This window comes from Nonomuraea spiralis, assembly GCF_014648435.1.
In the GTDB taxonomy this organism is placed as follows: domain Bacteria; phylum Actinomycetota; class Actinomycetes; order Streptosporangiales; family Streptosporangiaceae; genus Nonomuraea; species Nonomuraea spiralis.
The window spans coordinates 1-22,027 of sequence record NZ_BMRC01000053.1; the positions used below are offsets into that span (position 1 = coordinate 1).

Below are 22,027 nucleotides of genomic sequence, written 5' to 3' on the forward strand. Positions count from 1 at the left end.
CTTGGTTTGCGCCTTCGAAGGATCACGCGATGGCCGTCATCATTTCACGACGACACACCTGTTGACCAGGTCAAACTCGTACACCACTCCCGTGGACGCAACCGTCAGCTCCGCCGCCTGCTCGTCGCTTCCTAGCAGGGACGCGGCGTCGCTCTCCTGGCAGCCGTCCTCCGCGAGCAGCTTGGAGTATGACGCGAAGATCTCGTCCGGAACAACGCCCATCAGTAGGCGCTGTGCGTTGATCTGATTCTGCCCGTCCACTGACACCACCAGACAGAGGGTAGTGGCTCTGATGCTTAGCGTGATGGTCCTTCGTGGGCCGTGTCGAGGGTGAGTGGTTCCGCGCGATGGTGGGTTTTCACTGCCGCGTACTGCGGGCCCAGAGTCCCTCTGTGCAAGGCGTTCCCGTGACCCTGGACGCCCCGCCCCTGGTCAGTAGGCGCCGTGAGGAGTTTCAGGCTCCCCGATCCGATGCCGCGCGCGATCTGATCAGTGTGAACGCTCAAGAGCGGCAAGGGAGGCAGCATGCGACGGCAGTTCGTTAGAGAGGCGGCGAGGGCACTGGCTGGACGATCGTGGGCGATACGTAGCCTGTCTGGACCACTGGTGGCGTTCGGCCCATTCGGCTCGCGCGACCGTACGGCGCACCAACCCACCGATGCCTGCCTTGATCCAGGGGCGGTTCCCCTCCCTGCGACACCTACCGGCGGCATGGACCCGGGCCGTAGCGCCCTGAGCACTCCCGCGTCAGAACAGACCAACAGGTCAATGGCCGTTCTGCACAACCCGACGGCCGACCGTCGCGGCCTGGTCCGCCTTGTGGGCCAGTGCGCCATCGAAGGGGGCAACCGTGCGGCGGGTGGTTGGGGAACCGACACCTGGGCCCTTCTCGGTCTGCTCGCCGAGCACCGCTCCTCTCTGCTCACCAAGGCTGCTGCCGGCAACAAGCTCTGGCCCCAAGCCGAGGCGCCGAATGACCGGTTCGCCGGCCTTCTGAAGGCGACGCGCGCCAAGATGCGCGAGGCGCTTGGGATGCCCGGCAACTACGGGCGGATCGTCATCCAGTTCATAGGTGGCACCGGGTATCGGATCAACCGCGACCTTTACACCTGCGACGTCTGGCAGATCCGCGACCTTCTCGCCACCGCGGCTCGTGCCAAGGGTCCGGAGAAGGCCACCGCGCTGATCGCCGCCGCCGACCTCTATGCCGGCCCCTACCTCCCCGACGTACCGCATGGCTGGGCGCGAAACGCGGCAGATGCTCTGAACCGTGCCGTCGTCCAAGCCCTCGCCCAACTCGCCGACCTGGAGGAGCAGCCCGAAGTCGAGATCGGTTATCTCGAACGCGCCACCGAACTCGACCGCGTTGCTGAGCACCTGTACCGCAGGCGAATGGAGGTCTACGCCCGCGTTGGCAGGCCCCAAGCCATTCATTACTGCTATGACGAGCTACATGAACAGCTGCGTGCCCGAGACAGAAAGCCGTCCTCGCAAACGGAGCAGCTCTACCGCAGGATCACTGACTTCGCATGAGCAGTCGAACCTCTAAATTACTGTTGTCGACGACTTGACGAGAGCTGCTGAGGTGATTCCTTATATAGGCCGTGCGCACACGCGCACGGCCATGGTCACGCAGAACTGAAAGGGGTGCGCTCATCATGCGTTTATTACGGTTTGAGCCGACGGAATCGCGGAGGTAAGTAGTCCCGGCGGCTCTGGGGCCCTCGCTGCCTGCGTCGTTGACGGGCGCAGGCATCGGAGGGAGGCGGGCTCGCAGTCGTGTATGCCGCAGTACGCGGCTGCGAGGCCGTTCCTGGGCTGCCCGATCTGGGTGTGCACTCTGCCTGAGCCAGACCACGCCGACCTCCGCGAAGAGTGGGACCAACCGGCTGCTATCCGGCTGGTCCCACCCCCTCAGACTACGGGCAAGCCGGCCGTGAGAAGGCTCGCTTCTGGAGGCGGGAAGCCCTCGTTACGCGAACTTTGCGCTCAGTTGCTCGGGCCCGCCGGTCGGTGTGCCGATCGCCCTTCCGTTCGGCCCGCCGCCTTGACTGGCACCCCTGCGTTGGTGGGCGCGCGCAGGCGGATGGGGCTGCACGGGCTACCGGTGGCTCGCCCGACTCGCCTTACGAGTCGAGAACTCGCCATGGAGTGAACCCGGTTGTTCTGATGCTGGTAATTCAATTTGGATAATCCCCTATCGCTCCACTCCTGGCTTCTGGCTTGATAATTCATGCTCGGCGCTGCGCGCTGCCCCATTGTGCTGCGCGGCTGGGCTCAGGAGTCGTTAGCGATTCATCGCCCGATCGGGCGATCGTGAGCCTATTGTTTTTTGGCTAACACGCCGCCGGATCGGCTTGCTTTGCGTTCTAGGTCGAGAAATAGTCGTTGTGTACGAACGAATTTGGCCCAGGGTAATTCTGGGGCCGTACCACAAATCAAGGGAGAAATGAATGACGGCGACCACAGGGCCCGAGCTGACCGGCACTTCGGCCGAGTTTCGTCCTGAAGGCACAGCGGCCAAGGTATGGGCGGCCCTGACCGTCACTCCGGCGGCATCCGTCACGATGATCGCTGAGGCTGCTGGTGTCTCGCGGCCGACCGCGGCCAAAGCCCTCGCGGCGTTCGCCGAGGCAGGCCACGCCATCCGTACCCCCGGTGGGCGCTCCGAGGAAGGCCGAGCCCTACCGGACACGTGGGCTCCGATCGTCGCTGACGACGTGTGTGATCAGGATGGCATCGTCCTTCCGGAACCCGACATGGCTGCGGACCCCGAGATCCCGGCGGCCTCAGACACCACCGACTCAGCCACTCAAGGTGCTTCGACCACCGCCATGTCCCTCCCGGACGCCATGCGCATCCTTGAACAGGAGGCCGATCGCCGTGCGGCTGCTGAGGCCGAGTTGGCCCGCGCCCAGGCCGAGGAGGAAGCCCGTCGCCAGCAGGCGGCTGAGACCTTGGCCAAGGCCCGCGTGATCGAAGACACGCGGCGCGCCCTGACCGACCTTCTCAATGCCGTCACCACCACCTACGCGGCCCTCTTGTCCGACGACGGGGCGGCATTCACCACGGGCCTGGAGGCCATCTACAGCGGTACTGCAGACGTACGAAAGGCCGCTCGCACTACCCAGCCCAAGACCAGCGCTGGGTGGGGTTCCTCGCGGAGCGGTGACCGCAGCGCGTCCCGGCCCCTGCGCCCGGACGTCGCAGCCCACCTGATGAAGCACCCCAGCTTGGCATTCACCGCCAATGAGATCGCGAAGGTGCTCGGCCGTTCCTCCGGGGCAGTCGCGAACGCCCTGGACACCCTCGCCCGCAACGGCGAGGCCGAACTCGTCAGTGAGCGCCCCAACCGCTTCCGCGCAACCAATCCCCAGGACGCCTAGTCAGCGGCCCTGGCATGAAAGGAGAAATCATGTCCGATGAGATGTTCACCCTCCTGGGGTGGGCATGGGATGTAGACCTGGCCAAACGCTTGGCCCGACGCCACCCAGTACGCCCGGCTGCTATCCGGACGTTGACCGGCGTCAAGGACCTCATCCGCATCGACCCCAACCACGCCACGACGGTTGACCTGACCAAACCCATCCTGGTCGTTCCGCTGCCGTGCGCACTGCCTCCCGGCAACCGCCTGGTGATCGACGGCTGGCACCGCATACACCGCGCCCTCGACCTGGGCATGGAGAAGCTGCCCGCGATCCTTCTGGATCCGGCCGACGAGCGGACGTGCCGCCTTCGGGGTGGCGACATCTGACACACAGCGAATGGGGAGGGCGGGTTGGCCGCGGCCGACCCGCCCTCCCCATGCCTGCATCGCCACCCATGGGACGTCCCGGTCTACTCCGGCGGAGTCGTGGTTTCCCTGCTCGTCGGTGGCGGTCGTGCCGTCGCCGCCTTGCTCCGGGCCCGAGCAGCAGCCGGCGCGCAGCCCCAGCACTACTGGTGCAGGGGTGTTATTCCGACCGTGCGCTATTCCCCTCATAGTTGATCGCTTGGCTGACGGCGGGAGGTTCCCTCCGGAGCGAAGGTGAAGCCATCTGTGAAGCGTGTGCCGCCGGTGCGTATCGCCAAGAGCGCCGGTTCGGCGTGGACGGGGACCGATTCGCTGCTGGGCGGGGAAGCGAAGCCGTTCCAGAGGTGGAAGCAGATCAGCGGGTCCTCGGGACGGTCGGTGGAGTAGGCCAGAGTCTTGGGGAAGTTGGGGTTGGTGCCTCCGAAGAGGACCGACGGCGGCCCGAACGTCGTGTAGACCTCGCTGAGGAACCGATCTTGAGCGCACCAGGACTTGCTGGTGCGAAATATCTCGTCGTACTCCGCCAAGGAGAGCGTCCGATCCAGTTCCAACCAGCCCTGCCGGTGGGCGATCTCGGCATAGACCGACGACACCGCACCCTCATGATCATCGCCCCAGAGCAGTCGAAACGCTCCGCGCACCCCCGTGGAGGGGAAGCATTCTCGCGTCCGGAGTTGCTCCAGTTCTTCTCGCCAGGCCGCCTCGCGGTCGTCGGCGAAGGCCGTCGCGTCCATATAGAGCCTCAGCGCGATCTCGCCGCCATACATCCCTGGTCGGCGTAGGGCGAGGTTCAGCTGGGTCAGGAGGTAATGGTGAACCTCCTGAACTGTTCGCCTGCTTTCACGTGGCATATCGATCATCGCCCTGCTTCTTTCTGCTCGGCGGTGCGTTCGGCGAGGTAGTCAGTCCAGTCCTTGCGGGCGTAGGTGACCCAGCGGACAGCGGTGTTGATGTGAAGGCCGAGGAGGTCGGCGAGGATCGCGGCGGGCAGGTCGGAGGCGAGGGCTGCGAGGGCTCCGTTACGGGCAGGGCAAGCACTGATGCCATGGCGGTTGAGCAGGTTGGTGAGCTGATGAGGTCGATGGGCTGTCCGGGGACCCGACCGGGGAACAGCCAGCGCGGGCCGGTCGGGCAGTGGGATTGTGCTGGACGGCGGTGTCAGGGCCGGGAGGCGCCCGTAGGTTGTCCGGCGCGGCAGGGGGCGCGCCAATAGAGGCAGATGGGAAGTCGGCTCTGCGCATCCAACACCACTCGATCGCCCAGAGGCTCTCCGAGCCGAACGACGCCCTCGCCGGATTTTCCAACACCTGCGCATAGGAGCCCGCCGTCGGGAATGTGCTCATGAACCTCGATTCCGAGGACCACGACATCGGGCCGCTCGTCCGAATGCAGGCGGACGGTCAGCGGCTTCCGGCCGAGGCAAGCGCCATACTGGTAGTTCACCCGCAGCGTGCGTTCGTCGAGCACCTGGAAGCCGGTGATGTCGTAGGGCCGGTCGTCGCCGACGGCGTCCTCGATGGTGCCGAGCGTTGCCTGGTCGACCGCGAGGTGATCGATGGGGCCGGGCAGGTTCGAGAAGTACAGCCGCCACGCTGGGACGGTGGCCATGCCGCGCAGAGTCCGCAGGCGCATGGTCGTGAACGTGGCAGAGGTCATCTTGTACGCCTGATCGTCTTGGGCTGAGGCCTCGGACGGGAAGGGGGAAAGCGCGACCAGCGCCTGGCGTGCGCTGATCACAGGCACCTGCATGGTGGAGCCATCATCCCAGCCGATCCGCGCCTCCTTCGGAGTGGCGGGGAGCGGGCCGGCCACGGCGAAGCCGAACTCCTCATCCCTCGAGATCTTCTTCTTCACGTTCTGCTTCATCTGGCTCAGGTCGCCTGTCGGGACAAAGCCGTTACGCCAGATCTCCGCCGCGCCGCTGGTCCGCCAGGTCCAGACGGCGCGGGCGGCATAGTCGTCGAACGTGAGCCTTCTAGGGAGGAGGAGGTCGCCTCTGGCAAGCGCGGTCACTGCAAGTAATGTCACCAGTAATCGCAGCATCCGAAGAGCTTAGGACGTACGCGTCGAGCTCGGACGGCCATAACCGATGATGTCCTCGCGTTCGGTGTAGCGGCTGATTCGGACGCGTAGGCCGGTGCGAGGGGCCTCGATCATGTGATGTGCGTCGAGGACGAGGCCGACGTGTCCGGGGCGGTTGGGACCTCCGTCGAAGCCTTGGAAGAACACGAGGTCTCCCGAGGCCTGATGACCGGGGGGAACGTGGACGAGAGCCTGCCATTGTTCGACTGTGGTGCGCGGGATGGTGGTTCCGGCCTGATGCCAGGCGTAACGGATGAGACCCGAGCAATCGAAGCCGACCTTCGCGCCTTGTCCGAGCCCCCGGGTAGGACCGTCGAGTCCGCCGCCCCCGTACGAGTACGGGGTGCCAAGCCACCGGGACGCCGCCGCTACCGCTGCCGAGCCGCGCCCCGCTCCGCTGATTGTCAGTGGCGCGCAGGCATGGCTTGCCGCGACCGTGGCGGTCTGCTGGTGGAGATTGTCGGTGGGTGCGGACGTACCGCAGAAAGCGCTCGGAGCGTCGTAACCCGGTAGCAGGGTTGCGATAACGCTGATGAGGACGGCGATCAGGGCGAGCGCCCCGATGGCCGTGGCCGTGATGACCGGCATCACGCAGTGATGCGGTCAGTGGTGCCCCATGCGCCCCGTAGGGCGATCAGGCGGCGGCGGGGATCGGTTGATCCCGCTGGCAGCCACACGGGCCCGGCGGGGCCATCAGCGGCCGTCGGGGGCGTGTGTACGGCCGTGGCGACGGGCACGTTCGGGGCCATCAGGAGCTTGCGGAAGTTGGCTTCGCGGGTGGGGTTCGGGAGCCAGAAGAGCACGGGCGTGGTGATGCCGGTTGCTTCGGCCAGGGCGGCGTACCCGTCGAGTTTGGCCAGGACGCGGGACAGCGACTCGGTACCGGTGTCGTACTCCAGGAAGAAGTCGATCGTGTCCGGCTGGCCGGTTGAAGTGGGCTCGGTCCAGCGGCCGAAGGCGTCGGGCCGGGCGAGGTCGCCCCACAGGGCGGTGCATCGGCGTTCGGGCCACCATTCGGCGACTTCGGATTCGTCACTTTGGCGGCGGGCCGTGGCGTGCAGTTGGGCGAAGAACTCGTTCACGCCTATCTGGTGAGTCAGCCGGGACGAGAAGGCAATCGCGCCGGCCGAATCGGGGCGGTAGCGGAGCTCAGCGGGAGTAATGCCGCGCTGGGCGGCCAGATGATGGGCGCCGGTGGTGCCGAGAATCCAGTGCCAGGGGCGGCTTCCGGTGCGGGCCCAGGGGCGGAAGCGGTCCAGGGCACGAAGTTCGTAGAGGTCCAGGAGGCGGTGGCGGGCGCGGTGGATGCTGGGGAAGAAGATGGCGGTGAGTTGGTCGGTGGTGAGGACGCGGTGTTCCCAGACGGCGTCGAGGATCTCGGCATCTCGTGGGGTGAGTCGTTCGGCGAGGTCGGCGACGAGGGCCTGACTGACGCGGGTGCGCTGGTGCCGGGAAGGCAGTAGCCGGCGGGGTGAGTTCGGTCGGGTCATTGAGTGCCCTCCTCATGGGCTCGGCGTGGGTCGGTCGAGATTCGGAGCTTCGGTTTGCTCGCCGCGGTGGTCTCGGGACGGGCGAATGCGGCCCGGGAGGCGGCTCGGACGGCTTCCTGACGGCCGGGGATGAGGTCGGGGAGGGGACGGGTGCGGAAGGTGAACGCCGGTGACGGGCCTCCTTTGCCGGTGATGACTCGTCCGGCGGCTTGGTACGCGCCCAGGTGGGACAGGTCATGCGCGGTGAGTACAGGACCGACGTGGCGAGCGAGATCGTGGGCGTCTTCCGGGGAGGCGGTGAAGTAGACCTTGTTGCGCGCGTCGGCGGAGACGGCTTCGCGGAGGTCTCTGGGGAGCTGGGACAGGTGCTGGTGGGCGAGCGTGAGTGAGAAGCGGTACGCGCGTGCCTCGGCCAGGAGGTCACTCACGGAGATGGGCATGTTGAGGAAGTTCTGGGCCTCGTCGATGTAGGCGGCGGCATCTCGGCGTTTGTGCTCTGGCAGGCGGACTCGGGGAGTGATGGCCTGCCAGGTGTGGGCGAGGAGGAGTGAGCCGAAGAGGCGCGCGGCGTCCTCGCCGAGGACACCCTTGGGAAGTCGGGCGAGGACCAGGCCGCCGGTGTCCAAGGTGCGGGCCAGGTCGAATGTGGAGGTTCCGCCGGACAGGGCGTCGCGGACGAACGGGCGTAGGAGGACGGCCCGGAGTTTGTTCATGACAGGGCTGATCACCGAGGCGCGGGCGGCGGGTGACAGCTCGTCGTACGCGGACCAGAAGCCTCGCAGCAGTTCGTCGTTGAGCTGGCCGACGATCCGGGCGCGGAACGGGGTGTCGGTGAGGAGCTTGGGGACGTCGGTGAGCGTCGCGCGGTTGCGCTGTGTCCGTACGAGAGTGAGGCAGGCCGAACGCATGAGGTCGTCCAGGCGCGGTCCCCAGGACGAGGCGAAACAGCGATGGAAGATCGTGACGATGGAGTCGACGGCGAACGCCGGGTCCGGTCCGGCGAGGACGTTGAAGCAGGGCGGATTGCCGGGTTCGGCCGGGTCGAAGAGGACCGTCCGCTTGATGGCGCGTTCGGGTAGGCGGTCGAGTACGTCGTCGATCAAGTCACCTTTGGGATCGATGACGAGGGCGCCTCGGCCGGCGTGGGCGTCGGAGAGGATGAGGTTGGCCAGGAAGGTGGACTTGCCGACACCGGTCTGTCCGAGGACATGCAGGTGCTGGCGCGCCGAGGCCACGGTGACCCCCACAGGGCGCGGGTGGCCGGTCTCGGCATCACCCAGGACCCGGACGTCCTGGCCGTACGTGGGGACATCGGGCGCGGGCGGGATGGGCCGTGCTCCGGCTCGGGCGATGCCGGGGGCGGCCTGGTCGTAGGGCAGGTGGGCGAGCGCGGCCAGCTCGTCAACGGCCAGGAGGTAGCCGGAGTTCATGCGGCGGTTGGACATGCGGCCGGGGAAGTCGAGGCCTCGTAGGCGGCGCAAGTACTGGTGGCCGGAGGCATAGAGCGCGAGGGTGGCGGCGATCTCGTGGGCGCGACCACGGAGGCGGTCCCGGGCCTCGGGTCGATCACTTGTGACCGCGTAGGAGATCTGGACGGCGAAGCGCAGCTGATTCGCCTTGGCGAGGATGGCGCGGATCTCCTCGGCACGCTCGGGGAACATCCGAGACAACTCACCGGGCCGGGCACGGTTGAGGCCGCCGGGTGTGATGAGGTCGAACAAGTCAGTCCGGAGGCTGCTGGACCTGCCGTTCCTCAGCGCGGAAGCGGCGCGGTGAGCGGCTGACAGCCGCCGCCCAGTCACCGGGCGGACCAGAAGTTGGACGGCGGCGTGCTCACCTTGACGCAGCCCCGACAAAGCCCCGAGGAGTGCGCGCAGCGGATCATTGCGATGCGCGGTCGTGAGCGGATAGTGGTCGGGCCGAGCCAGCACCATCCGGCCCCGGGCAGCCGTGGCACCGCGCGGGATGGGAGGGGCAGCCGGGCGCGTGGTCGCAGTCGCGCCAGGCCAGGCCGACCGGATCGCCTTCTCCACCAGCCCAGACGGTACGAGCCCCGGAACCCACAACTGCACCCGAACGCTGGCAGCATCAGCCACGTACTCCCAGGCCAGATGAGGCTGGCCGAACAGGAGGCGCTTCCAGCGCGGCGCGGTCAGCCCCATCACCTGTGACCACCAGGCAGCCGCGCTACCGGACTCGACCTGCGGCGGTACCGCGATCTCGACCAGCCGAGCGTTACGGGCAAAGCGCGCGTTGCGCCATCGCCAGAGGATGGCTTCGGCCGTGCTGAGAGCGGCTGCACCACCGATCACGGCTCCCCAGGGCGCTGGATCAGGGATCACTCGGCCGGGTCCGTGGTAGCGAGCGCATGCTCAGATGCACTGGCGACAGCAACGAAAGCGGCACGATCTCCGACGCCCCCGCAGACCAGACCCTCACCCTGGCCGGCCGACAGCAGGAAGAGCCGTTCTCCTTCCGTGAGGTCGAAGGCATCGGCGATCTCGTCGATGGCCTGCGGGGCCTGCCGCAGCAGGACCTGCGTACTGGCGTTGGAGACGACGGCCTTGCCGAGGTCGGAGCCGAGCAGGTCGGCGGCATCCTGTGTGACGACGGCGAGGCCGGCCCAGTGCTTGCGGGCGGATTTGGCGAGTCGGTAGAGGAACCTCGCGCCTTCGTTCTCGCGCATGAGTGTCCATGCCTCGTCGACCACGACCACGCGGCGGCGCCGGTCAGCGGGGTTGGACACGCGCCGCCAGATCGTGTCGAGTGCCAGGAGCATCCCGACCGGCCGGGTTTCTTCGGGCAGGTCCCGCAGGGAGAACACGATGAGGTGGCCGTCCGGTCGAGTGGTGGTCGGACCGGCGAACAAGCTCCGGTAGGAACCGGACACGTACGGGGTGAGCCGCGCGGCCAGCTCGGACGCCTCCGGCGCGTCGGTGGCGTCCAGCATCGTCACCAGGTCAGCGAGCAGCGGCGCAGGGCGCTTCCACGTGTGCTGGTCTGAGGTGATGCCATGGGCCGCGTACGTGGCGATCACCGCCCTGTCCAATACGGCCTTCGTCGCGGCAGTGAGCGGTTCGCCGAGCATGGTCGCGACAAGGGTTTGGATGAACATCGCGCGCCGGTCGAGAGCGTCGCCTTCTGCGGAGGCGGGCAGGTCGAACGGGTTGAAGCACACGCCTGGCGTGCCAAGACCGAGGATGGTTCCTCCGACGGCGTCCGACAGGCGGCGGTATTCGTCCTCGGGATCGACGACGCATACCTCGACCTGGTGGAACAGCAGCCGCAGCACTTCCAGCTTGGTGAAGTACGACTTGCCCGCCCCCGACCGGGCGATCGTCACGGAGTTGTAGTTGTCGTGGGCGAACCGGTCCCACAGCACGACTCCAGAGGAGTAGACGTTCAGCCCGAACAACACCGGCGTCTCGCCGAGCCGGGGCCGCAGATCCGGTGAGGCGAACGGGAAGGCCGCCGCGAGCGCCGAGGTGTCGAAGGTCCGGCGCGTCTTCAGCGTGTCGGTGCCCAGTGGAAGCGTGGCGGTCCATCCCTGCATCGCCCGGAACGTCGTCGGGTGCGCGTCGAGCAAAAGCGAGGCCGCCAGCGCTTTGACGTGTTGGACCTCCGCCTCCAGCTCATCGGCATCCGCGGCGTGAACGGTGAGGTAGAGGCCGACACGGAATAGGCGTCCGTGCCCCCGCGCGAGGGAGGCGGCCAGCTCAGCGGCATCGTCGGCAGCGGCCTCAGCCGCGAAGTCCGGCGTCCGGGCGCCCGCGGAGGCGGACGCCAGGCGGGCGAGCTGTCGGCGTAGACGCTGGGCGGCGATCAGCGGAGGTACCGGCTCGATGTGCAGGGACACGTCGAGGTGACCCGGATAGCCGGTCAGCGGTTCGAGCCAGCCCGCGCCGACCTCTCGTGGGTATCCCGCGATCGCGAACGACGCGCACACCCCGTCCGTGAACTCGACCGAGCGGGCGTTGATCTTCAACGATGACGGGCCGGGCAAGGCGGGGCTGGTGGTGCGGGCCTCAGTGTCGCCGGCGAGTCGGGGGAACCTCATCGAGTCTCTTCTCCAAGGGTGATCGGCTCATCGGGGCGGGCGGTCCCGACCGGTTCCGGACGACGCGGCGACAGTGACCGTACGAGCACGTCGCGAGCGTCATCGGCGCCCATGACCGAGGCGTGAACACCGAGGCCGAGGAGGAAGCGCACGGTTTCCTCGGCGCGGCGAGTCACGATGGCCGCCGAGCTGTCTCGCCGGGACTTTCGCATCCACCTGGGTGGCTGCTCGGCGTCCTGGTGGCGAACCACGATCAGGACATCGCGGGTCAGCAGATCTCGGGTGGTGCTCAGCTCGGTGAGGAACTCGGCATGCTGGCGGGCCGCCTGCTCAAGCGCGGGATCGGCCAGACGCTCGGCCGCACCGTCGATCACGTCAGCGAGATCGGACAGGTCAACCGGACGCGCCTGCAGAAGGATCTGCACGGGCGCGTCCAGCGAGTTCAGCCACCCTGCGAACACTCCGACCAGCGCCGCTTGCTCCTCACCCGTCCGCAGCCCGAACGCCACGGTCCCGGCTCGGACGACCGCCGCGGTTCCGCCTTCGGCCAGCTCCATGACGCCGTCCTCGCGGATCGCCCGGACAGGGAGCCGCAGCGCGCCGGGCAGGCGGCCTCGGACTCGGCACCAGGCCGGCGGCGGGAAGACTCCTTCCTCGGTGGTGACCAGCTTGCGATCCCGCCGCAGGTAAGCGAAGGCGTGGAGGATGAGCCGGTCGAGACTGAGCCCATCTCGCCTGCCGAGTGCCAACGCACACCCGCAGGCGACCACCGGCAGGACGATCGCGACGAGCACCGGGACGGGTAGCCGGTCGCCGGCCATGAGGTACACCCAGGCCGCCAGCACGCCGGTCGCCGCCAGGATCGCGACTTGCCGAACCGTCAGGTTCGCGAAGAGCTTGTCCGGCATCTCCACATCGGCCGGGATCTTCGCGACCAGCCGTTCTTTACTTGCGTGGCGCACGACGTGCCGCCCTTCTTTGCAGACGAGGTGCTTGGAGCCGCAACGCGACTTGTGACAGGCGCTGAGGCGACCGAGGGGGTGCAGACGGCGCGGCACCATTCGGCGGCCGGTTGCGGCGGACGATAGGTCGGTGATGCCGTTGCGGCTGCGGATGGCCATCGGGCAGTGGGTTCCCAGCGTCCCTATCCGGCCCGTAGGGACGCGCAGGGCGCGAACGATGAACCCGCGCGTTTCCATCCCCACCCCTGCCACCCGTAGCCATCCCCGGCGGACGACGCGGATGCCGTGGCAACCCCGAACGTGGCCCGCCCGCGTTCGGCCCCCGCCTACCGGGACCACCGCCCGGACCTCCACCAGGAGGACCACTGGGCCCACCTCCACCGCTGTTGGGCGGAGCAGGCGGCTTCGGCGGCTTAGGACGACGCGTCGGGCGGACCGCACCGAACCTCCCACCGAGCAGCATGTTCAGCCCGCGATAGACGACCAGGGACTTCACCAGCCGTGAGAGCGTCCGAGGCATGCTCGCCTGCCAAATCGTCCGCGCCACCCATCCAGGGATCTTGAGCAATACGAACAGCAGACATATGGCCATGAGCAGGTCGGTCATGTCCGCCCCGCTCGGGATCCAGAACGAATCGTCGTCGGCCGGGTTGGCGGAGAACAGCAGTTGGAGCGCGGTGACCAGCACGAGCGACTGGCAGATCTGAATGGCCAGCAGCCCGGTGAACGCCCGCCACCACAGCCGAGCGAGCCCCTCGGTGACCGGCAGCGCATGCAGGATCAACGCAAGAGGCGCCGCCACGATCACGACCATGGTGAGTGCGAGCCGGAGGATGTAGGTGAACAGCACGCCGACCGCCAGGACGACCACCACAAGCGCCACGATCGCGAAGAACACGCCCTTGAGGACGATCCCCGTGAGGACCGCTCTCTTGATCGCGTCGAACACCAACGTCGGATCGATCCGGCCGGCTCCGTCGGACAGGAACGCCTGACTCAGCCCGTTCGCCAGAGTGATCGCGTACTTGATCGCGATCAGGCTCAGATTCGCGGCGAGGGACGCCCACACGAGGCGTGGCAACAGCGCCCGTGCCGAGAGCCCACCAGGCAGTGCCTGCCCGACCATGACCATCAAGCCCGCGACCGTCACGAGCAGCACGAAGCACGTGTTCGCGATCGTCCGTGACAGTTCCCACGACAGCCTGACGCGCGCCATCTCCTGGGAGTCCAGGTCCGGTGTGGCCAGCACTGTCGATTCGAGCATCTCGAAGACCGGCTTGGTCGCGGACTCCACGAGGTGCGTGAACCATTCGTCCACCGCCTGCCGGGTCTTGCACGCCACATCGATGAGGCCACAGTCCGGTGCCGGCGTAGAGGAAGGCGTTGGTACAGGTGTCGGAGGTGTGGCAACTGCGGGCCCGCTGAGCAGCGCCGAGACGAGCGCCCCACCGACAGCCAGCAGAGCGAACAACCCGAACGCTCTGAGGCGAGTGAGGGCCGCCACGTCAGGCCCCTACGATCCGCTGAAGAAGCTCCACCAGGACCGGGGCGAGCATCGCCACTCCGAACCCGAGCGCTCCGTAGCGCAGCGTCTTCTTGGCGGCCTCGACTTCCGCGGGGTCCCCGCCAGCCAGGATGTAGCGGACCCCGCCGATGGTGAAGAACAGCGTGGCCAGGCCGACGAGCAGCCCGATCACCACGTTCCTCAGGTTGGTGATGACCTGGTCGAGCGAGGCGGAGGCCAGCTTGGTCATCGCCTCGGCGACCCCCGGCACGACCACAGCGGCCGCCAGGCAGCCGACTGTCCAGAGCGCTGAAGCGGCACCCAGTCGGGCCCAGCTCGTACCTGCTGGAACCCGGAAGAAGAACAACGGACAAGGACGAGACGGCTTCATGACATGGCTCCCCGAGACGTGAGGTCCTGAGCTGGCAGCCAGTCGTGATCACAGGCCCGGAGCAGGCCGGGATGGGTGTCCTCCTTCAAAGGACGATGGGCTCGATGGGAACGGGCAACCGCCCCCCGGAACCCCGCCCCGAGCCGTGATCACGGCTGACATGGATGAATCACCGACTCAGCCAGCGAGTTTGGAGGCCAGTCCGTCACAACTGACCGAGACTTGACCCTCCTCGATCGCCCGCGCCAGCCGCGCCTCTGCCGCCCGCCGCCGCTTGTAGAGCCGATCCGCCGGCACCCCCAAGCGCCCCGCGTACGCCCGCAACGCCTGGCCCTCCAAGCGCGTCGCGTTGATCAGTTTCGCCTCGTCCGGGGTGACGACACGGCATCGGACGGCCTCAGCGAGCACCATGAACGGCTCCGTGTCCAGAGCCACTGGTTCCGGCAACTCGGCGCAGATCTGGATGGAGGCGAGCTCACGCGCCCGAGCCCGAAGCGCGCCCTTCCTCGCCCACAGCAGCAGCCGGGGCAGGATGTTCGGCCGGTCGAGATCGATCCGGCGAAGCTGCGCGACGAAGTGCGTCACCATCTCCGAGACGATGTCGTCGACCACGTGCGCCGGGCAGCCATGCGACGTCCGCGAAGCGAGGTTCTTCAGCCCCGGCATCGCCACCCCTACGCATCCGATCACCCACGCCGGACCGTCGTCTCGCGAGCGTCGTACGAGATGCGCCCAGACGCTGTCCTTCAGCTCATCGCTGGCCTGTGGCGCGAGCAGCAGCTCCTTCAGTTCGCCAAGATCGAGCAGGCACTGGGGTGCTCCATGCCCGATGAAACTGCCATCTACTGAGAGCGGATTCGGACCGATGATCAGAAGCCTGAACGCCCTATCGGCTGCGCTCAGGGCGTTCTCGTTGAAGTTCTTCGTTGTGGTGCTGCCATGTAGATCGATGGCCATGGTTTCTCCCCAGGAGGCCCGGTCGGATCGGTCGATCCAGGTCTCGATCACCAGATGGGAAGAACTCGGATCGCCAAGGGGAGAAGCGGGGGCGCCGAGGACCTACCTTGGTCGCTCCCATTTGCCAGCTGACCTGCGGCGATAGGCATTTCCTGCAGTGACGCGCAAGGAGCGTGCCAATCTCTCCAACCCGCAGATGACCTGCTGGGACGTGCTCTGGTGTACGAGCCCGTCAAAGTTCTCGCCAAGCCGTCGCACGTATGGCCGAGGTCCTGTGCAGGGAGGGCAGTCGGTGTGTCGCCGAAGTGGATCACGGTTGCGTGAGTGCGCTGTGTATCAGGTCGGCGAGCGACGCCCCCTGACCCGATCAACTCGCAGACCTGCTGCGCCACCTGCTCGAGTCGTTCGGCGACACCCCACCTCGTACGAGCTGACGGCGGGCGCCCTCAACAAGACCGCCATGTGACTTCCGGGGCCGTCGCCAACCGCTTCGACAGGCTCGCCGACAAGGACCCGTTCGAACGGCTGCCCGACGTCGGGGGTTGGCGCTCGATCCGCGTCAGGCTCACGGAACACGGCCTGACCGCGATCGACGGCGCCCCACATGGAGAACGAGGTCCGCCTGCTGATCGCACTGAGTGCGAGCGAGCCTAAATGCCGTGCGGGAGCCGAATGGCCTCACCGATCGCGGTGGCGCCTCTGGGCCCATGGGGACGAAGCGGGGTGGTTGATGCACGATCACAACGTGCAGAGAGGCTGGGGGATCGACGGCCGTTCCAATCAGCGCTGATCAAGCAGTGTTTCAGTACATGGGAACGGGTGACCGTCGCGGGTCACCGTAGATGAGCGAGAACGAAGGGTCGCGGTCGAAGGGTTCGCGGGCTGCGGAAAGGCGGTTGGTGCCGCTCTCGGTGTGGCTGTGTTCCGACACCGCACCCAGAACGTCGAAGGCCAAGGAGAGCCCGTGCGCAACCGACGCGGTATGCGGTTGGCATCATCGGGCCGTTGGGCTGGAACTGGCGCGGCATCTGATCGACGCCTGTACCCGTCCGGGTGGGGTTGTCACGGACGTCTTCACGATAAGCGAGACGGTGCTGGTGGCAGCTGCGGAGATGGGGCGGCTGGGGATTGGGTGTGTTCCGCGTCTCCCGGTTGCGCAGCACCTTGTCGGCCGTCTGCGACAGGAGCTTTCGGCTGCCCAGCGGGCGGGGGTAAGGCTGCGCCCGCACGGGCCGCACGAGCTTCGGGATGCGTTGCTCGGTTTCGCGGGCCGGGTTGAGTTGCTGATCGCGGCGCTTCCGCCCTATCCGGGCTCCGGACAGCCGGTCAATCCGGCGTTGGTTACGTGTCCGCTGTGCAGGGCGGAGCGATCGACGCTCAGCGCGCCGCAACTGGGCCGGTTCCTGGAGGACGCGCGGCACGTTCTCGCTCCGGGTGGTCACTTGGCAGTGATCACGACTGCGCGGCATGAGCGGGGCAGGCTGGTGGACCTTGCGCCAGGGATTATCCGGCGCGCAGCAGGGGCTGGCCTCGCCTATATCCAGCACGTCATCGCGGTGCGAGTCCCGGTCGAGGGAGACGCGCTCGTCGTTCAGCCTGGTCCCGCGGAGCTGGCGCAGCTCCGTCATGCTCAGTCTGCCGAGCTACCGCCGGTCGCGTCGGTGCACGCGGATGTTCTCCTGTTCACTCGCACAGGCTGAGGTGGTCCGATGAACGAGAACGTTCTGCCGTCGGTGCTGGCCACAGGCCAGTTGCAGTCGCGGGTGCAGCGGCGTGGGCGATACGTCGCGGAGTCGATGAGGCATCCGGGCAAGATGCTGCCGTCGATCGCATCTCAGGTCATCTCGGCGTTCACCGAGCCGGGGGAGCTGGTGGTGGATCCGATGTGCGGGATCGGGACCACCTTGGTAGAGGCGGTGCATCTGGGGCGACACGCGGCAGGGATGGAGTACGAATCGGACTTCGCCGGTCTCACCGCCGCCAACGTTCAGCATGCTCGTTCTCAAGGGGCTACGGGGTATGGCCGGGTGGCCTGCGGGGACGCGCGGAACATCGCGACCGTGTTCGGGGACCTACGAGGCTTGGCCGCGCTGGTCCTGACCTCTCCGCCCTACGGCGTGCGGACGCACGGCCATGTCCGCTGCGGTAGCCGCGAGGACGGCGGGCCGGTGAAGAAGTTGAACCACCGGTACTCCACGGACAAGGGCAACCTTGCTCACCAGCCGTTGCCACAGCTGATGGAGGGCTTCGGACAGATCCTCGCTGGATGTGGGGAACTACTGCGGCCCGGTGGAATCGTCGCGATCACGATCCGTCCGATCCGGGTCGGTGGGCGGCTCGTTGACCTCCCCGGTCAGGTCATCGAGACAGCAGAAGCTGCTGGCCTTCAACTCACATACCGCTTGGTGGCGCTGCTGTGTGGTCTGCGTAGTGGTCGGCTGATCAACCGGGCGTCGTTCTTCCAGATGCTGGAGGCGTGGAGGAGCCAGGAGAAAGGCCAACCGGTGTTTGCCGCGGCTCACGAGGACCTCCTCATTCTCCGCATCCGGGGGGAGCTCTCCTGCTCTCGCCCACAGTCGCCTACGCAGACCGAATAGCTGCATAAGACGCAAGGAGGCGCAGGGTGGCGGAGGTGCGCCATCACGTGTTCTCAAGCTTCATGCCGTCAAACTTGGGAGCGTTCTTTCCTTGAAAAGGAAATTCGGCCTAGGTTTGCCCTTTCGCATCCTATGTGTAGTGGGCGAAAGGCGTAATCGCGCAAGTGGTCTCGGCGAGGCGCCATGACCATAGACATGGCGGCAGTCTCACTTGACGGTGAGACCGGAGGTGCGGGTCCATGTCACGTGCCCAACAGTCTGAGACACCCGCTATTCCAAGCGATCGCCACGACTGTCGGGGCAGCAGGAGGAGTGTGCCGTCGGTCAAGCATTTTCAGGGAGGTTCCATGAATGGCGGCCGGTTCCCTCACCAAACGCCATTCCGGTACCTAATTCGCATGTAGCGATATCAAGCCATACAGCGCCTATATGTAGCGGCCCCGACCTGGCCACACATCCGCCAAGACGTTCGCCAGGCCGAGGGCCATCCCACCCCAGATCAATGGAGAGGATGGATTCATTTTGCACCACCTTGCCCGCTCCCGCGCCCCAATCGCGGTGACCGATCGCCTCGACGACCCCGTAGACGGCGGTTGCGCTGATCAGAAAACCGATGCGACGCTCTGGACCTGGGCGTATCCCTCAACGGCGGTGTCGATGACGTCGGCTTCACGACGTGCGAACTCTTTCACCGCGACGAACTCAGCCAACGATGGCGTAGCACCCACTCAGGGCGGCAACGCCTTGCGCCACTCAAGTCTCAACCAGCCTCACCGCACCAATACGCCCCGCTCTTCTTGGGGCGGTGACCGATGAGCAGGTGCGACGAACTGCTGACCGTCACTCAAGTCCTCAAGGAACTGGGCGGTGTTTCCCGCCGCACTTTCTACCGCTGGCGTCAACTCGGCCGAGCGCCGGTGTGCATCCAACTCCCCAATCTGGAACTTCGCGTCTGGCGGAGCGACCTCAAGGCCTGGATCGAGTCACGGCGGGAGGTGGCATGAAGACCACCTACGACGTGAGGCTTGGTGGCATTCAGCAGCGCTCCAACCAGGGTACGCCCGCCTACATCGCCCGATGGCGCATCGCCGGCAAGGACAAGTCGAAGAGCTTTCGGACCAGAGGTCTGGCCATTGCGTTCATGTCGGATCTGCGGCAAGCGACCAAGATAGGGGAGGAGTTCGACATCGCTACCGGCCTACCGGTATCGATGTTGGCGCGCGAGTCCACCGGCCCTTCCTTCCTGCGGTTCGCCCAGTCCTATGTCTTCCAGCGCTGGAACACATCGGCGGCTCGAACACGAGAAACGGACGCGTATGCGCTCCTGACGCTGGTCCCCGCCCTGGTGACAAATGCCCCTCGCCGTCCCGCAACCGAAGCGCTGCGAGAGGTGCTCCGGAACCACGCGCTCCTCCCACAGAACCGACGCCTGGAGCTCACCGCGGCGCAAGCCGCAACCCTGGCCTGGCTGGAACGCGCTTCTCTGCCGCTGGCAGCTCTGGGTGAGCCGCACGTTCTACGTTCAGCCCTGGAGGCAATCTCGGTCACCTTCGCCGGGTCCCCGGCGGGGGCGAATACGGTGCGTCGCAAGCGCGCCGTCCTCCATCACCTACTTGAGCACGCGGTAGAGCAGAAGGTGTTTGACAGCAATCCGATGGACGGCATCAAATGGACCGCACCCAAAGCCGTCACGCTCATCGATCCTCGAACGGTGGTTAATCCTGCCCAGGCGCGACAGCTCCTCGACGCCGTCTCCAAGGTAGGACGCAACCGGGGCGCACGACTCAAGGCACTATTCGCCTGCATCTACTACGCAGCACTCCGGCCGGAGGAGGCAGCGGACCTGCGACAGAGGAACTGCACGTTGCCCGAATCTGGCTGGGGCCTGATCGTCCTGGAGAAGGCACGGCCCCAGGGCACGAAGCGCTGGACCAACTCCGGCGAGACCCACGAATCCCGAAACCTGAAGCATCGAGCAGACAAGGAGACACGAGAGATACCGATCCCACCCGTCCTCGTCGCCATCCTTCGCGAGCACATCACCGAGTACGGCACGGCCAAGGACGGCAGGATCTTCCACACGAGCACGGGCGGCACCTACTCCAGCTCGGCGCACTCCTACGTCTGGCAGGAAGCCCGCAAACTCGTCCTCAGCGCTGAACAGACCACCTCGTCCCTGGCGGGTCGACCATACGATCTTCGGCATGCGGCGGTCTCGCTGTGGCTGAACGCAGGCGTACCTGCTGTCGAAGTCGCCAAGCGCGCCGGCCACAGCGTGGATGTCCTACTTCGGGTGTACGCGAAGTGCATAGACGGCCAGCAGGAGCACATCAACTCGAAGATCGCTGATGTGCTGATCGATTAGGTCATTGGAGCGACGACGGCCCCAGCCACGTTGGGGCCGTCTCTTCGCGCTTGGTGTTCGTCGATCGTCGGAGGCCTCTACGGCCAGCCTGCGCTAACTCGCCATCGGCGCCCTACGCCTGACCAGTGCCGGCAACATCACCCGAGCATCCTCCGCTTCTCCCACGATGTCACCCGAGCCCTTACCGCCCTCGACCTCGCATGATCGAGAAACAGGACAAAACTCCACTATGCCAGAGCCTTGGCTGGTAGTCCCTGCAGAGCTCAGCGGTGGATTGTTGCCTCTGACGTATGAACGAAAGGCGGCCGCTAGTCGATCCTCTGGCGCAGCGCCCTCCAGGTAGCCAGTTCCCTATCTTGCGCAACGGCAAAGAGGAGACGGCCTTCAGCTGCGATATCCAAAGGATCGATGGCGTTCTCTTCGAGGCTGGATGCGTATGCTTGTCGAATCCGCGTCAATGCGTCGCCACCGGGCGCTTGCTGGAAGATGCCGACGAAGATTGAACGCCCGCCTGCTCCTAGGGGTGACCATGCTCCGCGGATAGGGATATCCGCGAGATAGCGATCATCGGGGGAAGGGTTTGGGGCGCTCCAAAAAAGTGGATCTTCGTAGAATTGAATCGGGGTTGGCGCTGTAAGCGAATTAGCTATTATGTTCCATTCGTGCCGAAATTCTAGCGAATCCATGGCGCGAGGCGACCGAATGGGATGTTCTTGTCGCGCCTCTTCGAAGTATGGGTACTGGTCCAGGGGTTCCTGTGGTATGAGTTCGACATCCTTCGTCGGATCAGTGTGATACAGATTCACGAAGGTTTTGTCCTCGAGAATCGAGGCCCAGCTTAACGCTAGAGAGGTGCTCCCATACTCGCTGGTAGACGCCCACTCGTGCAGCTTCTTAAGAAACTTCCGCACCTCTTTAGTGGTCTGTCCCGAGCCGTTCCTTCTCCCCTTGGCTTCGCCGACCATTTCGCGGTAATCTGGCAAATTTATCAATAGATCTGGCCTGGAGTTACCGCCCTTCGGTCCTCGGGGAGTGGTAGCAGGCATAAGATCGAAGTGCTTGATCTGCAGCGGCTTGATCTTATCCTGAATGATCAAGCTCTCTAGACTTGCGGTCAGCAGCCCTAGTCCTGCGGCTGTTATGATGAACGACTTGATGTGCAGCGATGAACAGTCGAATGCCCTTGTTCTGTGTAGCGCGTATCTTCCGTTCTTCTGCGTATTGTCGAGTGCTGTCGCAAGTAGCTGGGCCTCAAGCCTCAAGGAGTCAAATGATCCGTAATGGCTTCCAGCGATGGAAGCGAGTCCGTTGACTAGTACGACACGGGCCAGACTTACTGCCAAGTCGATGGTTTCGCTAGGGGGGCCGACGGTATCCGAACCGTTTGGGGAAGGTGTCCATTCATGTCTGGCGAACTTGACTATTCCCATAGTGGGGAATGCTATCGCGAAACCTTGAGCTCTGGCATCCTTTGCTCGAGACGACCTACGCGTCGTCTGATGCGCTGCGGGCCACAGTTGACGGTATAAGCGCTGACTCCCGGACGGCTGCGTTGAGCTAATGCGGCAAATGTGCCAATTATTCTATTTCTCGAAGACGGGGTCGTCCTGTTCGCGGGAGGATTCTCGTGCTTCGACGGGGCTGGCTCAGGACGAAGGCCGCTACGTCTCTGGCAATGTCCAACTCGTCCGTTCATTAGGTGGTGGCCTCTGGGCGGCCACTTCTGCGGCGCCCTCTGTGGTGACCCGTTCGACGGGTAGCTGCGGCGAGCGTAGGAGCCTTCGCGCTTCACGGTGGCGACCAGTCTCTCGCTGCGCAGCACCCCGAGC

The 22,027-nt window shown here is 65.9% G+C and carries 19 protein-coding genes; 7 read left to right on the top strand and 12 right to left on the bottom strand.

All coding sequences use genetic code 11. The annotated features are described in order from the left end of the window. Positions 1-39 precede the first annotated feature (39 nt). Positions 40-270 carry a hypothetical protein gene (locus IEZ27_RS51450; RefSeq protein WP_189653980.1) on the bottom strand — a complete coding sequence of 77 codons (231 nt, stop codon included), beginning with the start codon at positions 268-270 and terminating at the stop codon, positions 40-42. Between the two features lie 498 nt (positions 271-768). Between IEZ27_RS51450 and IEZ27_RS51455 the strand changes: the two genes are divergently transcribed. The 3 genes from IEZ27_RS51455 (at position 769) to IEZ27_RS51465 (ending at position 3,754) form a co-directional block, all read left to right on the top strand. Beyond that, a complete protein-coding gene (locus IEZ27_RS51455) occupies positions 769-1,533 on the top strand; it encodes an AfsR/SARP family transcriptional regulator (protein ID WP_189653981.1) in 765 nt (254 codons plus the stop codon). Positions 1,534-2,453: 920 nt separating this feature from the next. Beyond that, positions 2,454-3,386: a helix-turn-helix domain-containing protein gene (locus tag IEZ27_RS51460; RefSeq protein ID WP_189653982.1), complete on the top strand. Its 933-nt coding sequence runs from the start codon at positions 2,454-2,456 to the stop codon at positions 3,384-3,386. Positions 3,387-3,415: 29 nt separating this feature from the next. After that, a complete protein-coding gene (locus tag IEZ27_RS51465; protein ID WP_189653983.1) occupies positions 3,416-3,754 on the top strand; it encodes a hypothetical protein in 339 nt (112 codons plus the stop codon). Positions 3,755-3,978: 224 nt separating this feature from the next. Here IEZ27_RS51465 and IEZ27_RS51470 read toward each other — a convergent pair whose 3' ends face one another. From IEZ27_RS51470 to IEZ27_RS51515, 10 genes are all read right to left on the bottom strand, one after another. Beyond that, positions 3,979-4,653, bottom strand: a complete 675-nt coding sequence (locus tag IEZ27_RS51470) for a hypothetical protein (protein ID WP_189653984.1) — start codon at positions 4,651-4,653, stop codon at positions 3,979-3,981. A 298-nt stretch (positions 4,654-4,951) separates the two neighbouring features. Beyond that, entirely contained in the window at positions 4,952-5,836 is an 885-nt protein-coding gene (locus IEZ27_RS51475) for a hypothetical protein (protein WP_189653985.1), read from the bottom strand. Between the two features lie 9 nt (positions 5,837-5,845). Beyond that, positions 5,846-6,463 carry a C40 family peptidase gene (locus IEZ27_RS51480; protein WP_189653986.1) on the bottom strand — a complete coding sequence of 206 codons (618 nt, stop codon included), beginning with the start codon at positions 6,461-6,463 and terminating at the stop codon, positions 5,846-5,848. After that, positions 6,463-7,365, bottom strand: coding sequence for a replication-relaxation family protein (locus IEZ27_RS51485; protein WP_189653987.1), 903 nt, complete (start codon positions 7,363-7,365; stop codon positions 6,463-6,465). Before IEZ27_RS51485 ends, IEZ27_RS51480 begins: the two co-directional genes overlap by 1 nt. After that, positions 7,362-9,707, bottom strand: coding sequence for a helicase HerA domain-containing protein (locus IEZ27_RS51490; RefSeq protein ID WP_189653988.1), 2,346 nt, complete (start codon positions 9,705-9,707; stop codon positions 7,362-7,364). The genes IEZ27_RS51485 and IEZ27_RS51490 overlap by 4 nt, the downstream gene beginning before the upstream one ends. Further along, positions 9,704-11,350: a VirB4 family type IV secretion system protein gene (locus IEZ27_RS51495; protein ID WP_229825116.1), complete on the bottom strand. Its 1,647-nt coding sequence runs from the start codon at positions 11,348-11,350 to the stop codon at positions 9,704-9,706. Before IEZ27_RS51495 ends, IEZ27_RS51490 begins: the two co-directional genes overlap by 4 nt. 68 nt (positions 11,351-11,418) lie before the next feature. Continuing rightward, entirely contained in the window at positions 11,419-12,384 is a 966-nt protein-coding gene (locus tag IEZ27_RS51500) for a PrgI family mobile element protein (protein WP_189653990.1), read from the bottom strand. Next, on the bottom strand, positions 12,368-13,702 hold the full coding sequence (locus tag IEZ27_RS51505; protein ID WP_189653991.1) for a proline-rich domain-containing protein: 1,335 nt from the start codon (positions 13,700-13,702) through the stop codon (positions 12,368-12,370). The genes IEZ27_RS51500 and IEZ27_RS51505 overlap by 17 nt, the downstream gene beginning before the upstream one ends. Before the next feature lie 187 nt (positions 13,703-13,889). Continuing rightward, positions 13,890-14,159, bottom strand: a complete 270-nt coding sequence (locus IEZ27_RS51510; RefSeq protein WP_189653992.1) for a pilin — start codon at positions 14,157-14,159, stop codon at positions 13,890-13,892. Positions 14,160-14,456: 297 nt separating this feature from the next. Beyond that, on the bottom strand, positions 14,457-15,287 hold the full coding sequence (locus IEZ27_RS51515; RefSeq protein ID WP_189653993.1) for a hypothetical protein: 831 nt from the start codon (positions 15,285-15,287) through the stop codon (positions 14,457-14,459). A gap of 791 nt (positions 15,288-16,078) precedes the next feature. Between IEZ27_RS51515 and IEZ27_RS51520 the strand changes: the two genes are divergently transcribed. From IEZ27_RS51520 to IEZ27_RS51535, 4 genes are all read left to right on the top strand, one after another. Continuing rightward, the gene (locus IEZ27_RS51520; RefSeq protein ID WP_189653994.1) at positions 16,079-16,936 is read left to right on the top strand and encodes a DNA methyltransferase; all 858 of its coding nucleotides are present in this window, start codon (positions 16,079-16,081) and stop codon (positions 16,934-16,936) included. A 9-nt stretch (positions 16,937-16,945) separates the two neighbouring features. Beyond that, the gene (locus tag IEZ27_RS51525; RefSeq protein WP_189653995.1) at positions 16,946-17,833 is read left to right on the top strand and encodes a TRM11 family SAM-dependent methyltransferase; all 888 of its coding nucleotides are present in this window, start codon (positions 16,946-16,948) and stop codon (positions 17,831-17,833) included. Between the two features lie 812 nt (positions 17,834-18,645). Then, entirely contained in the window at positions 18,646-18,837 is a 192-nt protein-coding gene (locus IEZ27_RS51530) for a helix-turn-helix transcriptional regulator (RefSeq protein WP_189653996.1), read from the top strand. Beyond that, complete coding sequence (locus IEZ27_RS51535; RefSeq protein ID WP_189653997.1) at positions 18,834-20,198, top strand: tyrosine-type recombinase/integrase; 1,365 nt, start codon at positions 18,834-18,836, stop codon at positions 20,196-20,198. The genes IEZ27_RS51530 and IEZ27_RS51535 overlap by 4 nt, the downstream gene beginning before the upstream one ends. A 308-nt stretch (positions 20,199-20,506) precedes the next feature. On the opposite strand, the gene IEZ27_RS51540 is transcribed toward IEZ27_RS51535, so the two are convergent. Beyond that, positions 20,507-21,628: a hypothetical protein gene (locus tag IEZ27_RS51540; protein ID WP_189653998.1), complete on the bottom strand. Its 1,122-nt coding sequence runs from the start codon at positions 21,626-21,628 to the stop codon at positions 20,507-20,509. Between the last annotated feature and the right edge of the window lie 399 nt (positions 21,629-22,027).

Excerpts from the sequence above, each read along its gene's own strand:
- IEZ27_RS51535 (WP_189653997.1), top strand. The coding sequence starts at position 18,834 with ATGAAGACCACCTACGACGTGAGGCTTGGTGGCATTCAGCAGCGCTCC.
- IEZ27_RS51520 (WP_189653994.1), top strand. The coding sequence starts at position 16,079 with ATGAGCGAGAACGAAGGGTCGCGGTCGAAGGGTTCGCGGGCTGCGGAA.
- IEZ27_RS51480 (WP_189653986.1), bottom strand. The coding sequence starts at position 6,463 with ATGCCGGTCATCACGGCCACGGCCATCGGGGCGCTCGCCCTGATCGCC.
- IEZ27_RS51525 (WP_189653995.1), top strand. The coding sequence starts at position 16,946 with ATGAACGAGAACGTTCTGCCGTCGGTGCTGGCCACAGGCCAGTTGCAG.
- IEZ27_RS51465 (WP_189653983.1), top strand. The coding sequence starts at position 3,416 with ATGTCCGATGAGATGTTCACCCTCCTGGGGTGGGCATGGGATGTAGAC.
- IEZ27_RS51540 (WP_189653998.1), bottom strand. The coding sequence starts at position 21,628 with ATGGGAATAGTCAAGTTCGCCAGACATGAATGGACACCTTCCCCAAAC.
- IEZ27_RS51460 (WP_189653982.1), top strand. The coding sequence starts at position 2,454 with ATGACGGCGACCACAGGGCCCGAGCTGACCGGCACTTCGGCCGAGTTT.
- IEZ27_RS51455 (WP_189653981.1), top strand. The coding sequence starts at position 769 with ATGGCCGTTCTGCACAACCCGACGGCCGACCGTCGCGGCCTGGTCCGC.
- IEZ27_RS51530 (WP_189653996.1), top strand. The coding sequence starts at position 18,646 with ATGAGCAGGTGCGACGAACTGCTGACCGTCACTCAAGTCCTCAAGGAA.
- IEZ27_RS51470 (WP_189653984.1), bottom strand. The coding sequence starts at position 4,653 with ATGATCGATATGCCACGTGAAAGCAGGCGAACAGTTCAGGAGGTTCAC.
- IEZ27_RS51475 (WP_189653985.1), bottom strand. The coding sequence starts at position 5,836 with ATGCTGCGATTACTGGTGACATTACTTGCAGTGACCGCGCTTGCCAGA.
- IEZ27_RS51485 (WP_189653987.1), bottom strand. The coding sequence starts at position 7,365 with ATGACCCGACCGAACTCACCCCGCCGGCTACTGCCTTCCCGGCACCAG.